The following is a 12937-nucleotide window of genomic DNA, read 5'->3' on the forward strand; positions in this document are numbered from 1 at the left end:
GTCGAGCGGCTAGACGCGCTTGTCGGGCGGTTGAAACAATTTTATGGGTGGCTTGCATATATTATCGTGCGTCTAAGTGATATACTTAAAGAGCAAGTCACAGCCATATTTATGAACAGCCAGCCTCTTCGCACAAATTATGTAAACATTGAAGAAACAGTTACAGTTTAAAAGACACACTTCATTTGGTAAAATAACGTTATGCAGTAGAGGAGGAAGGAAAATGGCTAAAAAAGAATCAAATGCCATTGCAACCAATCGGAAAGCCCGTCATGATTTCTTTATAGAAGAAACATACGAAGCTGGATTAGTTTTGCAAGGAACAGAAATCAAGTCCATTCGAGCTGGACGGGTCAACTTGAAGGATGCCTTCGCGAGGGTGTCTAATGGTGAAGTGTATGTTCACAACTTGCATATTTCCACATATGAACAAGGAAACAGACATAACCATGAACCTACCCGTTCTCGTAAGTTATTACTTCATAGAAGCGAAATCAACAAGCTGATCGGGCAGACACAAATGAAAGGGTATTCGCTCGTTCCACTTAAGATATACATCAAGAATGGCGTCGCTAAGTTACTGATTGGGCTCGGAAAAGGTAAGAAGAAGTATGATAAACGTGAAGACTTGAAACAAAAAGCGGCGAAACGTGATGTAGAGCGTGCCATGAAGGAACGTTTCCAATAGGTCTTTCGTAGTGAGCAACATCTTTTCATTTCTGATGAAATATGCTATAATAATCATTGTAAGATAAAACATTTATCACAAAATGATTCCCTTTTTACGGGGACGTTTTGGATTCGACAGGGATAGGTCGAGCTTGAGTTGCAAGTCGAGGTGACGGCTCGTAAAACGTCACTCAGTTAATAATAACTGGCAAACAAAACGATTTCGCTGTAGCTGCGTAAGCAGTTCTACAGGATCCTTCCTGCTATCGCCCGTGTAGCAGATAGAAGGGTCTTAAATGAAGCGGGCTACGCTGAAATCCACCGTCTGAGGAATTCAGAAGAGACTAATCAGACTAGCCACTTGGAAGCCTGTTAGTGGGCCGAAAAGTTGGCGAATGACAATACGCTAACTAAGCTTGTAGAAGCTTGAGTGCCGATATCTCTGGACGCGGGTTCGAGTCCCGCCGTCTCCATACATCAATACGACGAATAAAAAACGTCACGATTCTTGTTACATCAAGAGTTGTGGCGTTTTTTTATTTTGCTACAAATTTTTTGAAGTATGTATAATAAGTATTCTGAATCATTAATATTTCTTATGGCATAATTGTATTCAAAACGTCGTTATCACCATTCAAACAATTAAGCTAACTGTTCAAAAATAAGCTGTCACCGTTCAAAGGTTTCCGCTAATCGTTCATAGTTCTGCGTTAAGCGTTCAAAAGCTCACTCTATCCGTTCAAACAAACGCTGCAACCGTTCAAAAAAATTCTTGCATCCGCAAAGAATCACTTGAACCGCTCAAGTAAGCGCTCCAACCCCTCAACCACACAACTCCTTCATGAATTTTCCCATCCTAATTTTGCATACATGGATAAAATCACTCAAAATCGGGTAATTTCTAAAGTAGTAGGTAGGGAAGGAGAAGATGCGGATGATTGAATTATTGAAACGAGGAAACCGCTCATCTGGTTTGTCTGCATTAGGTAATGTTGCAATCGCGATTATTAAAGGAATTGCAGCATTGATCAGTGGTAGTGGCGCAATGTTTGCGACAATGATCCACTCCATTGCAGATTCACTCAACCAGGGGATGGTTTTCTTCGGAAGTGCTTTAGCTGAAAAGAAGCCAACGAAACGTTTTCCGACTGGATATGGAAGAGTCGTGAATTTATTCGTATTGTTGGCGGTAATCGTTGTATCCATTATGGCTTATGAAACGATTTTAAATGGATGGCATATTATTCAAGATCCACAGCCTTCATCAAATCTATGGTTAATGATTATTGTCATGATTATTTCAATTGCTATAGATGGTGGCGTATTACTGAAGGTTATGAAAGAAGTCGTGCATGAAGCGCGTGCCGAAAAAGACGGGAACTTTATTGTCGAATCGTTTAAAAATATTAAGTATGCCCAACCACCGACACGGTTGGTGTTTTACGAAGATAATGTAGCTACGCTTGGTGGGGCAGTAGCTTTAATAGCGATTGCTGTTTCACATATGACAGGTAATTATGTTTACGATGGAATCGGAACAATGATCATCGGTATTTTACTAATTGGGATTGCCATCAAAATCGGTTACGACAATACAATTGGGCTAATCGGTGTTGCTGCGCCGAAAAAGATTGAGACAAGTGTAGCACAAATTATCCTAAATGATCCAAAAGTCGTCGATATTCAAAAGATGCGCATCTTGCAAGAAGGTGGAGACTACCATGTGGAAGCTTATCTTGAATTGGAAAAAGGCATGACACTTGCCGATGCGGACGATGTTAAATTCCGTGTAGCCGAACAGATTCTCGATCAATCTTATATCGATGATGTGTTTTTAGGAATCATTGAATCAGATGACAAACAGACTTGGACAGATATTACATTAGAAAAAGATGATAAATAAAATAACGGTTAACGATGTTTCAGTCGTTAACCGTTATTTTAATTTAAGGCTAGTGATAATGAGTAATATGCCACCGATTAAGCATACAGCTTTCAATAAAGATATTTTACCCGCAAGTCCATACAATCCAATAAGCGTTGTTGAAAGCAGGATTGTGGGACCGACCAATGCTAAAAGGGAATTGATGACTAATGCTTTGGACAAATCATTATATTTAAACATGATTAACGCAGCGGTAATTTCAATCCCACCAGAGAGAATCCGTAAAATAATGATAGACAATAATGTTCGCTCGATGACTTGCATAACGTCCTCCTCGTACACATGGCTTTGTACAAGATATGCGTCAAGGAGGGAAACTAGTCCACCTATTCAGTTAGGTTCGTTCAGGTCGGATAAATAAGACGATTGCACCTAGAAGAAGAATTCCGATACCTCCAGCGACAAGATAGCTAACTTCAAGAAAATTTTTCATTAACAAAGACATTAACGGAGGCCCTGCAGCAACCCCAATAAACCTGGCGGCACTATAAATTGAAGTAATTGTTCCGCGCGCATCTTTCTGAATGTTTTCAGTGATCATGGCATCTAATGTCGGTAGTAATGCCCCAATTGCAAGACCGTTCACACTGATGAAAAGCAAAAGAATTTCAGGCGATTCAGAGAATCCTACAAAGCCGACACTCAACGAAAGAATAACCATTGAAATGATCATGACCGTTTTCATGACAGGTAAGCTACCTTTAATCCATTTACCGATGACAAAAGCTGTAACACATAAAACAATCAATGGGACGGCAAGTAAAACCCCTTTCCGCACGCCTTCAATCCCATGCTCCTTTTCAAATATATCCGATAGAAAAAATAATTCACCGAATAAAACGAGCATGACATAAGCACCAATGCCGAATATCGTATATAACCACGGACCTTCAATCGTGAATATCTTTTTCGTTTTTGCTAAAAATGTTCGAAAGGCAGGTGGTTTGGCAATATCTCTCGGTACTTTAATAAATAAAAGGACCAATACAAAGGAAATCAAGCTAAAGACAGCAATTGAAATAAACGGTAAGTACCAGAGAATGGTTGCGAAAAAAGCACCGACAATTGGACTTAACACTTTACCAAATGTGTTGGACGTCTCGACTACACCTAAATTCTCACTTGCTTTTTCATCATCGTCTTTATATAAATCGCCGACGAGAGGAAGGATAATAGGAGTAGCACCAGATGCACCGACACCTTGCAAAATTCTTCCAACAACAATCCAAACAAATGGGTTTTCCATTTTCCAAGATGCATATGCCGCAATCACTCCACCAATCAATGTCAAAATTAAACTCGGCAAAATAACGATTTTTCTGCCGTATCGATCTGATAAATAACCAGCAATCGGGATTAAGAAAATGGCTGAAACGGAATAGCTGGTAATGATTAAGCTCGATTGAAATGAAGAGATGCCGATCTTCTCTTCAAAAACCGGCAATACAGGAATAAGCATTGAATTTCCTAGAGTCATGACGAGTGGGATGGAAGCTAGTGTAATTAGTCCCCAAACACCAAGTGGGTCTTTTTGGTTCATTGTTTAGCACCTCGAAATTTTTCATACTATAGATAATGTGTCCGAGTTGATTATTTCTATGACGAAAGATCATTGGAAATAAATTTCAAACTGTTCATTGTTATCTATCGGAAAATCTTCGAAAAGGTGCTATAATGATATTCGTTAAGTTGAATGATGGAGGCTGTTTCATGTTACAAGCTACGAATGTCGGGCTTCGATTTTCAGATCGCAAGCTCTTTGAAGATGTTTCAATAAAATTTACGAATGGAAATTGTTACGGTTTAATTGGTGCAAATGGTGCCGGAAAATCGACATTTCTTAAAATCCTTTCGGGTGAAATTGAACCCCAAGAAGGTCATGTTTCTGTAGGTAAAGACGAGCGAATTGCTGTCTTGAAGCAGGATCACTTTGCTCATGAAGAAGAAATTGCTCTTAATGTTGTTATGATGGGGCATGAAAGATTATATGAAGTAATGCAAGAGAAGGATGCGATCTATTCTAAAGGTGACTTTACGGAAGAAGATGGCATGCGTGCGGCTGAGCTTGAAGGCGAATTTGCTGAGATGAATGGTTGGGAAGCTGAAGGCGATGCTGCAACTTTACTACGAGGACTTGGCGTGCAGGACGAATTCCACGATAAAAAGATGGCTGACTTGCCTGAAACGGAAAAAGTGAAAGTACTTCTCGCCCAAGCATTATTCGGTAACCCGGACATTTTACTACTGGATGAGCCGACAAACGGGTTGGATTTGCAAGCGATTCGTTGGTTGGAGGAATTCTTAATCCAATTCCAAAATACAGTCATTGTCGTTTCACACGACCGGAGTTTCTTAAATAACGTTTGTACGCATATCGCTGATTTGGACTTTGAAAAAATCACATTATATGTCGGGAACTATGATTTTTGGTATGAATCCAGCCAGTTAGCGTTAAAAATGGCACAAGACCAAAACAAGAAAAAAGAAGAAAAGATCAAAGACTTGAAAGAGTTTATCGCTCGATTTAGTGCCAACGCATCAAAATCACGTCAGGCGACTTCACGTAAAAAGTTGTTGGATAAAATTACGTTGGATGATATTAAACCATCTTCACGTAAATATCCATACATTGCATTCCAACCAGAGCGTGAAATCGGTAATGATTTATTAGAAGTAAGCGGGCTTACCAAGACTATTGACGGTAAAAAAGTATTGGATAATGTGACTTTTCGTTTGAACAAAGATGATAAAGTCGTTCTGCTCGGTGATGATATTGCGAAAACAACATTGCTTAAAATTTTAGTCGGTGAAATGGAACCAGATGAAGGAAGTTATAAATGGGGCATCACGACTTCTCAATCCTACTTCCCGAAAGACAACAGCTACTACTTTGATGGTGTAGATAAAACGTTAATCGACTGGCTACGTCAGTATTCACCTGAAGATGAAAGTGAAACATTCTTGCGCGGATTCCTTGGCCGAATGCTTTTCTCTGGAGAAGAGGTATTCAAAAAGGCGAGTGTCCTTTCTGGAGGCGAAAAAGTACGCTGTATGCTATCCCGCATGATGTTGAGTCATTCAAACGTATTGATTTTAGATGACCCGACGAATCACTTGGATCTAGAGTCTATTCAATCGTTGAACGACAGCTTAATTCAATTTAAAGGCTCGGTCATCTTTACGTCTCACGATCACCAATTTATCCAAACGATCGCCAATCGTGTGATTGAAATCACCGACAAAGGTGTCATTGATAAATCTGAGTCGTACGAAGAATATATTGAAGCAGAAAAGAAAATAACGACACCTGTTTTGTAATGGGTGCCAATGATACAGAAACCATCTTTCGCATTGTGCGGAAGGTGGTTTTTTACTTCAAATAAATTTCATGAACGCCTGACAAATTTCCTTATCCTATGTAACTTTTAATTTGAGTAAAAAGATACTGTTCGAAAACGGGACAATTCATGTATAGTATTACTATGGGAGTGTTGACCTGTGAAAAACCATTTAAAAAATATAGATTATCCACTATTCGTAATTATATTATTGCTAGCATCGGTTGGTATTGTCATGGTTTATAGTGCGAGCTTTGTGTTCGCAGGACTAGACCCTGACTTAAATAACCCAGACTTTTTCTTTGATCGCCAAAGAATTTTCTTGGCTATTGGTTTTGCTATCTTCGGTTTAATGAGTCTATTCAATTATCGCAAGCTCGGTCCGTTTATTCCCATATTTATATTAGGAACAATCTTGTTATTAATTTTAGTTTTAATACCAGGTGTCGGAGTCACAAGAAACGAAGCGACGCGTTGGTTGAATTTAGGTTTCATTCTTCTCCAACCGTCTGAAGTGGCAAAAGTGGCTTTGATTTTATACTTTGCTAAAGCTTACACAAACAAGCAAGAAAAGTTGCATCATTTTGGACAAGGCGTTATGCCGCCATTAATCGTATTACTATTTGTCTTCCTATTGATTGTGCTACAACCTGATTTAGGTACAGCCGTTTCCATTATCATACCTTGTGGAATTATTTTGATGTTTGCTGGAATTCGTTTCCGACATCTTTTCTTGCTAGGTGGAACGGCACTAGCAGGAGTCGTCTTATTAATTTTGACAGAAGGTTATCGGATGGAACGACTCACCGGTTTTCTAGATCCTTTCTCAGATCCAAGTGGTGAAGATTATCAGCTAGTTCATTCACTAATAGCCATTGCGAGTGGACAAGTCAACGGAGTCGGATTAAGTAACAGTGTACAGAAAGCTGGGTTTCTACCTGAAGCACATACAGACTTTATTATGTCGGTGATTGCTGAAGAATTAGGACTGATTGGCGTATTGTTTGTCATCGGCTTATACATCGCATTTATGTTTAAAGGGCTCATGATCGCTAAACGAGCGACTGATCAATTTGGACAGCTACTTGCCTATGGGATTACATTTCAGATTACTTCACAAGTGTTCATTAATTTAGGTGCGATTACAGGGTTAATGCCAATTACAGGAATCACGTTGCCGTTAATCAGTTATGGTGGTTCATCATTACTGATCACCTTTTTCCTTTTAGGTATATTAATGAATATTGCGGTGAAAGGAAATATCCGTAGAAGAGGGATGGAGCCAAAAAGGGAGAATGCTGAGCGAACCTATCAGGCACGTTCCCTCTAAAAGAATAGGCAATAGCCTACTAAAATGGCATATATAGAGTGAAAACAAAACCCGTACGATGGCTTCATTTTTTAAGCATCATCGTACGGGTATTATAATAGCTTAATAGTTATTGACAAACAGGGCATAATCCATAGACTTCAAATTTATGACTTTCAATCATATACCCTTGAAATTTCGGTTGAATGAAATCCATCGGACATGTTTCGATGGATTTTGTTTTGCCGCAATTGTTACAAATAAAGTGATGATGGTGATGGTCATGCCCACATGAAAAACGAAAATGTTTTTCACCAGCTAATTCGGTTGATTCCAAAATATGAAGGTCATGAAACAAATGCAAGTTTCGGTAGATCGTATCATAGCTAATCCCTGGATACTTTTTGTTCAGTATTTCCCATAAATCGCTTGCAGTCCGATATCCATCTTCCTCCGCAAAAAACTCTAGGATATCCTTCCGTTTGTCAGTAAATTTATAGCCTTCATTTTTTAATAGATTCAGCGCCTCATTCAAATTCATGAATGCTCACCTTCAATTCTTCCGAGTGATTTGATCTTTTTCACCAATAACGTTAAACCAAGTAATAGAACAGCTGTAAGAACAATCGTCCCACCAGGTGGAATTTCTAAATAATAGCCTGAAATTAATCCGATGATGACAGCTACTTCTCCATATAGAATACTGTACCAGATTGTTTGTTTAAAGCTTTTTGCAACACGCATACTCGTTGCGACCGGAAGTGTCATCAATGCAGATACGAGTAAAACACCGACAATTCGAATCGAAGCTGCAATCACTAAAGCGGTTAATATCATAAATAAGTAATGAATGAATCGCGCACGAATGCCGGATACTTCAGCAAATTCCTCATCAAAAGAAAGGGCAAATAATTTTTTGTAAAGAACAAAGACAATGACAACGACGAATATCGTTGTACCTAAAATTAATAGTAAATCGTTTCGACTGACAGCAGCGACGGAACCGAACAAATACGAGTAAATATCAGTGTTGATGCCGTTCGCTAGGGCGATGAATACAATGGCTAGTCCAACGCCTAGTGAATGTATAATCGGTATCGCGATTTCTTGGAATTCTCGATACATTGAACGAAGCTTTTCGATAATGACGGCACCGGCAATCGAGAAAATCATTCCAAATTGAAATGGTGTAATCATCGTCGACATCGGCTGCTTTTGCATAAACATACCAAATGCAATACCGGCTAATGTGACGTGTGAAAGGCCATCAGCAATCATCGCTTGCCGCTGCACGACGACAAACGTACCGAGCAGCGGTGCAATCAAACCGACAAGCAATCCTGTAAAAAATGTATTTCGAAGTAATTCATAATTTAATAGGGCTTCTAGCATCTAATCTCTCCCTCACCTAATGGTCATGGGTGATGACATTGAGGTCATGACCATAAAACGTTGATCTTTCTTCATTGCTTAACTGTTCAAATTTATTCGGGTCCCCGTGATAATGCAAATTTTTATTTAAACATAACAGGTCATTCACCTGCGTTGTAATTGTGCCAATATCATGTGAAACGAGAATTAAAGTAATGCCGAGTTCTCGGTTTAATGTCGAAAGTAGTTGATAAAATTGCTGGACGTTATCCGTATCCACACCAACTGTCGGCTCATCCAATATAAGAAGTTTCGGTTTACTGACTAGCGCACGTGCAATGAACACACGTTGCTGTTGCCCACCTGAAAGCTCACCGATATTTTGGTTGGCAAAAGCCGTCATATTTACATATTCCAAAGCTTGTTTGATTTGTTCGTTTACATTCGATTGAGATTGGAACAGTGAGCTTCGAGCGGTCAGTCCCATACCGACAACTTCTTTTGCTGTAGCCGGAAATCCACGATTGAAACTGTTCGCTTTTTGTGAAACAAAACTGATATGTCCTTTATTTTTAAATCGCTGAACAGGCTTACCGAAAATTTCGATGGAACCTTTTTGGATTCTTTCAATCCCTAATATTAATTTAATCAATGTCGTTTTACCTGAACCATTTGGGCCAACTAAACCGACAAAGCTACCTTCTTCAACATCAAAACTGACATCTTCCAATACGGAATGTTGATCATACCGATGGGAAAGATGGCTGACAGATACTAACGGTGTGCTCATCAGGTGAACCTCCTTATTGTTTCGTCTTTTGAATCGTGTTTATATTTTCTCGCATTAAGTCAAAGTAGTCTTTATTTTGCTGAATGTTTTCCTCGGTCAACGCTTCGAGATTATGCATGTATAATACGCGTAAACCCATTTCTTCAGCAATGGTCATAGCAAGTCGGTCTTGGCTAATTGTTTCTAAAATGATGTGGTTAATGTTATGTTCTTCAACTTCATCGAAGATTTTTCTCAACTCATTTTGAGAAGGCTCTTGTGAAGAAGAGACCCCACGAACGGATAGTTGTTCAATTCCGTAGCGTTCAGTCCAATAGTCAAACGCTTTATGTGTAACAAAAAGAGTGTATTCCTCATCTTGTAATGCCTGAAACTCTAAGTGTAGTTCATGAAGATCATTCTGCAATGTCTCTAAATTTTGATTAAAATCATCCTCAAGTTTCGGGTACAGTTCAATTAAATCTTGTGTTATAATTTCTGCCGCTAGACTCATTCGCACAGGATCCAACCAAAAATGAGGGTTATAATCGTGAACATGGATGCCATCCGCTCCAGAGTGTTCTTCATGATGATCTTGCTCATGAGATTCGGTATCATCCTCTCCATGGTCGTTGTGATCATGCGATTCATCTGCATGTACGTCTGAATTTTGTTCGAACAATTCTTTATGATCCGCAAGCTGGTAGATGGACAATCCTTGTTCAGCAAATGTACCGGCAAGCGTTTCACCAAAGGCTTCCATCTGATCACCGATATAAAAGAAAGCATCGTTAGACGATAACTCGATCATTTTTTTAGAAGAAGGTTCATAAATATGTGGATCGGTTCCAGGTGGTATGACTGTTTCAACATCGACATGGTCTTTTGCGATTTCAGAAATCAAAAACTCAATCGGATACATGGAAACGGCGACTGAGTGGCTTTTTTCGTTTTGAGATTCATCTGTTGATTGACAAGCACTGAGTAGAACGATCGTTAAAAGGAATAGAGCGAATATTAATTTTTTCATTTTGTTTTCTCCTTGCTAAGTGAGTACCATCGTAATGATTACGATTTAGAATAAAAAAAGTATAACTTAATCGTCTAATGTTGTAAATAGGAATGCTTACGATTTACGAAAATAAATATCAATTTAGATAGATTCCGACACATATAGCTTTATTTCTTGATTTTTATTCATACATACGAAACAATAAAAACACACAAATGAAAGGTGGGGAAAACATGCAAATTACATTAAAAGTTACAGGAATGACTTGTGGTCATTGCAAACAATCCGTCAATGATGCACTGAGTAATCTCGAAGGTGTCCGTTCAGTAGAGGTCAATTTAGATTCAGGTAACGTCGATGTCGCGTACGAAGACTCCCTCGTTTCAAAGCAACAGTTGATTGAAGCGGTAGAAGGACAAGGGTATGACGTGGTCGCTTAATAAAGAAGAGAAACAGGTCCCGAATGAGGGGCCTTTTTTTATGGGGTATTTTATTTATTAATTAAATCAAATTCATAAATGAAAGCTCTTAGTAAGTGGAATACAGCAACCACCGCTTCGGAAAAACACTACGCTTTCCGCGGGCGCTGATGAGCCTCCTCGTACTGCGTACTGCGGGGTCTCATCTACGCTTTTCATCCCGCAGGAGTCTTCGTGTTTTTCCTTTTCTAATATATTTATGAATCATCGTTTTATCGCAATGTCGCCTTATGCGGTGGCCAACGTTTTAGTTATGTCTCAGTTCTATTGGATTTTCGACTGTTGCTTTTTCTGCAGCAGTCTACGAGGGGTCAGACGAATACAGCTAGCACAACTAAAGCTTTCAAAAAAAGAGCCAATTATTTTAAAAAACAAAATTCTGAAAGTACAAAATTAACTAAATCCATGATAGAATAGTAAGCGATTACATAGATGCAGACAGAGAGGTTGAGGCAGATGGAGAAAGTCATGAGAAAGTTTTTTCTGTTTTTATCCGATAATAAATTTTTTACAAAGATGGCCAGAAGATATGGATTGAAATTTGGGGCAAGTCGCTTTGTGGCAGGGGAGAAAATCAGTGATGCGAAAAAGACAATCGAATCTTTAAATGAAAAAGGATTGTCTGTTACGCTCGATTTTCTTGGTGAGTTTGTCAGTGAATCAGACGAAGCGAGATCTAGAGCTGATGAATGTGTAAATGCGATTAAAATGATTGGCGAGAACCAACTAGACTCCCAGCTATCTTTAAAATTGACTTCTTTAGGGTTGGATATTTCAGAAGACCTTGTTTTAGAAAATATGGAGAAAATTTTAGAAGCAGGGAAGAAATACAATGTGTTTGTCACCATTGATATGGAAGACTACCCACGATTGCAAAAGACATTAGATATTTTTGAGAAATTAAAAGAGAATTACGATGGAATCGGTACCGTCATGCAAGCATATTTATATCGAGTATCAGATGATATAGAAAACCTGGATCAATACAGTCCGAATTTGCGTTTAGTGAAAGGTGCTTACAAAGAATCGGCAGAAGTCGCCTTTCCTGAAAAGAAAGATACCGATGAAAACTTTAAAAAGATTATTGCCCAGCATTTGCAAAATGGAAATTACACAGCTGTCGCAACACATGATGATGTGATTATTGAATTCACGAAGAAATTCGCAGAAGAACATAATATTCCACGCGATCAATTTGAATTCCAAATGTTGTACGGTATACGGAACGAACGTCAAAATGAATTATCAGAAGAAGGATACAAGATGCGTGTCTATGTACCATACGGAAATGACTGGTACGGCTATTTTATGAGACGCTTAGCAGAACGACCAGCTAACGTCGGTTTTGTTGTGAAAGGGATATTTAAGTAATAAATCGATTTGCGAGCCGCTCGATAAACGCGCGGAACCGCTCGACAAACGCGTGGAGCCGCTCGACGAATGCACGGAACCGCTCGACAAACGCGCGGAACCGCTCGACAAATGCGCGGAACCGCTCGATAAACGCGTGGAGCCGCTCGACGAATGCGCGGAACCGCTCGACAAACGCGCGGAGCCGCTCAGCAAACGCGTGGAGCCGCTCGACGAAGGCACGGCACCGCTCGACAAACGCGCGGAGCCGCTCAGCAAACGCGTGGAGCCGCTCGACGAAGGCACGGCACCGCTCGACAAACGCGCGGAGCCGCTCAGCAAACGCGTGGAGCCGCTCGACGAAGGCACGGCACCGCTCGACAAACGCGCGGAGCCGCTCAGCAAACGCGTGGAGCCGCTCGACGAACGCGTGGAGCCGCTCGACAAACGCGCGGAGCCGCTCAACAAACGCGCGGAACCGCTCGATAAACGCGTGGAGCCGCTCAGCAAACGCGTGGAGCCGCTCGACGAATGCAACGAACCGCTCGATCAACGGGCCAAGCCACAAGTTCATCTCGAAGGGTAGCGCAGAAAACGATTGCTCTACCCTTCATCAAGATAAAAAATAATCCGATTAATAGAAAATTTGAATAATCGGCATAAAATGGTTTGCGAATTATCGGAAAATAATTTAT

At 40.0% G+C, this 12937-nt stretch carries 13 protein-coding genes and 1 other RNA gene; 7 read left to right on the forward strand and 7 right to left on the reverse strand.

Annotated features, from left to right (window positions below; translation table 11 throughout):
• Positions 1 to 223 precede the first annotated feature (223 nt).
• The 3 genes from smpB to KC820_RS11245 all read left to right on the forward strand — a co-directional run bounded on the left by smpB (position 224) and on the right by KC820_RS11245 (position 2572).
• The gene (gene smpB, locus KC820_RS11235) at positions 224 to 688 is read left to right on the forward strand and encodes an SsrA-binding protein SmpB (RefSeq protein WP_212371093.1); all 465 of its coding nucleotides are present in this window, start codon (positions 224 to 226) and stop codon (positions 686 to 688) included.
• 98 nt (positions 689 to 786) lie between these two features.
• Positions 787 to 1145: a transfer-messenger RNA gene (gene ssrA, locus KC820_RS11240) on the forward strand.
• 452 nt (positions 1146 to 1597) lie between these two features.
• On the forward strand, positions 1598 to 2572 hold the full coding sequence (locus KC820_RS11245; RefSeq protein ID WP_212371095.1) for a cation diffusion facilitator family transporter: 975 nt from the start codon (positions 1598 to 1600) through the stop codon (positions 2570 to 2572).
• A 33-nt stretch (positions 2573 to 2605) separates the two neighbouring features.
• On the opposite strand, the gene KC820_RS11250 is transcribed toward KC820_RS11245, so the two are convergent.
• Both KC820_RS11250 and KC820_RS11255 read right to left on the reverse strand, forming a co-directional pair.
• On the reverse strand, positions 2606 to 2878 hold the full coding sequence (locus KC820_RS11250) for a YqhV family protein (RefSeq protein ID WP_212371097.1): 273 nt from the start codon (positions 2876 to 2878) through the stop codon (positions 2606 to 2608).
• Between the two features lie 70 nt (positions 2879 to 2948).
• Complete coding sequence (locus tag KC820_RS11255) at positions 2949 to 4154, reverse strand: MFS transporter (RefSeq protein ID WP_212371099.1); 1206 nt, start codon at positions 4152 to 4154, stop codon at positions 2949 to 2951.
• A gap of 170 nt (positions 4155 to 4324) precedes the next feature.
• On the opposite strand from KC820_RS11255, the gene KC820_RS11260 reads away from it, so the two are divergent.
• Together KC820_RS11260 and ftsW are read left to right on the forward strand one after the other, a co-directional pair.
• Positions 4325 to 5932: an ABC-F family ATP-binding cassette domain-containing protein gene (locus tag KC820_RS11260; protein ID WP_212371101.1), complete on the forward strand. Its 1608-nt coding sequence runs from the start codon at positions 4325 to 4327 to the stop codon at positions 5930 to 5932.
• A gap of 180 nt (positions 5933 to 6112) precedes the next feature.
• A complete protein-coding gene (gene ftsW, locus KC820_RS11265) occupies positions 6113 to 7282 on the forward strand; it encodes a putative lipid II flippase FtsW (protein WP_212371103.1) in 1170 nt (389 codons plus the stop codon).
• 109 nt (positions 7283 to 7391) lie between these two features.
• On the opposite strand, the gene KC820_RS11270 is transcribed toward ftsW, so the two are convergent.
• From KC820_RS11270 to KC820_RS11285, 4 genes are read right to left on the reverse strand one after another with little or no spacing between them, the layout of a single operon-like run.
• Entirely contained in the window at positions 7392 to 7802 is a 411-nt protein-coding gene (locus KC820_RS11270; protein WP_212371105.1) for a Fur family transcriptional regulator, read from the reverse strand.
• Complete coding sequence (locus KC820_RS11275) at positions 7799 to 8653, reverse strand: metal ABC transporter permease (protein ID WP_212371107.1); 855 nt, start codon at positions 8651 to 8653, stop codon at positions 7799 to 7801. The genes KC820_RS11270 and KC820_RS11275 overlap by 4 nt, the downstream gene beginning before the upstream one ends.
• 16 nt (positions 8654 to 8669) lie before the next feature.
• Entirely contained in the window at positions 8670 to 9422 is a 753-nt protein-coding gene (locus tag KC820_RS11280; RefSeq protein ID WP_212371109.1) for a metal ABC transporter ATP-binding protein, read from the reverse strand.
• A 13-nt stretch (positions 9423 to 9435) separates the two neighbouring features.
• On the reverse strand, positions 9436 to 10431 hold the full coding sequence (locus KC820_RS11285) for a metal ABC transporter substrate-binding protein (RefSeq protein ID WP_212371111.1): 996 nt from the start codon (positions 10429 to 10431) through the stop codon (positions 9436 to 9438).
• A 215-nt stretch (positions 10432 to 10646) separates the two neighbouring features.
• On the opposite strand from KC820_RS11285, the gene copZ reads away from it, so the two are divergent.
• Positions 10647 to 10853 carry a copper chaperone CopZ gene (copZ, locus tag KC820_RS11290; protein ID WP_212371113.1) on the forward strand — a complete coding sequence of 69 codons (207 nt, stop codon included), beginning with the start codon at positions 10647 to 10649 and terminating at the stop codon, positions 10851 to 10853.
• 495 nt (positions 10854 to 11348) lie between these two features.
• The gene (locus KC820_RS11295; protein ID WP_212371115.1) at positions 11349 to 12263 is read left to right on the forward strand and encodes a proline dehydrogenase family protein; all 915 of its coding nucleotides are present in this window, start codon (positions 11349 to 11351) and stop codon (positions 12261 to 12263) included.
• Here the strand turns inward: KC820_RS11295 and KC820_RS13685 are convergent.
• A complete protein-coding gene (locus KC820_RS13685; RefSeq protein WP_419466000.1) occupies positions 12210 to 12779 on the reverse strand; it encodes a hypothetical protein in 570 nt (189 codons plus the stop codon). The genes KC820_RS11295 and KC820_RS13685 overlap by 54 nt on opposite strands.
• Positions 12780 to 12937 lie beyond the last annotated feature (158 nt).

The sequence above is a fragment of the Allobacillus saliphilus genome (assembly GCF_018138385.1).
GTDB lineage: Bacteria > Bacillota > Bacilli > Bacillales > Alkalibacillaceae > Allobacillus > Allobacillus saliphilus.

Coding starts and splice junctions, on each gene's coding strand:
- KC820_RS11250 (WP_212371097.1), bottom strand. CDS start 2,878: ATGCAAGTCATCGAGCGAACATTATTGTCTATCATTATTTTACGGATT.
- KC820_RS11295 (WP_212371115.1), top strand. CDS start 11,349: ATGGAGAAAGTCATGAGAAAGTTTTTTCTGTTTTTATCCGATAATAAA.
- KC820_RS11285 (WP_212371111.1), bottom strand. CDS start 10,431: ATGAAAAAATTAATATTCGCTCTATTCCTTTTAACGATCGTTCTACTC.
- KC820_RS11245 (WP_212371095.1), top strand. CDS start 1,598: ATGCGGATGATTGAATTATTGAAACGAGGAAACCGCTCATCTGGTTTG.
- KC820_RS11270 (WP_212371105.1), bottom strand. CDS start 7,802: ATGAATTTGAATGAGGCGCTGAATCTATTAAAAAATGAAGGCTATAAA.
- KC820_RS11255 (WP_212371099.1), bottom strand. CDS start 4,154: ATGAACCAAAAAGACCCACTTGGTGTTTGGGGACTAATTACACTAGCT.
- KC820_RS11275 (WP_212371107.1), bottom strand. CDS start 8,653: ATGCTAGAAGCCCTATTAAATTATGAATTACTTCGAAATACATTTTTT.
- KC820_RS11260 (WP_212371101.1), top strand. CDS start 4,325: ATGTTACAAGCTACGAATGTCGGGCTTCGATTTTCAGATCGCAAGCTC.
- smpB (WP_212371093.1), top strand. CDS start 224: ATGGCTAAAAAAGAATCAAATGCCATTGCAACCAATCGGAAAGCCCGT.
- copZ (WP_212371113.1), top strand. CDS start 10,647: ATGCAAATTACATTAAAAGTTACAGGAATGACTTGTGGTCATTGCAAA.
- KC820_RS11280 (WP_212371109.1), bottom strand. CDS start 9,422: ATGAGCACACCGTTAGTATCTGTCAGCCATCTTTCCCATCGGTATGAT.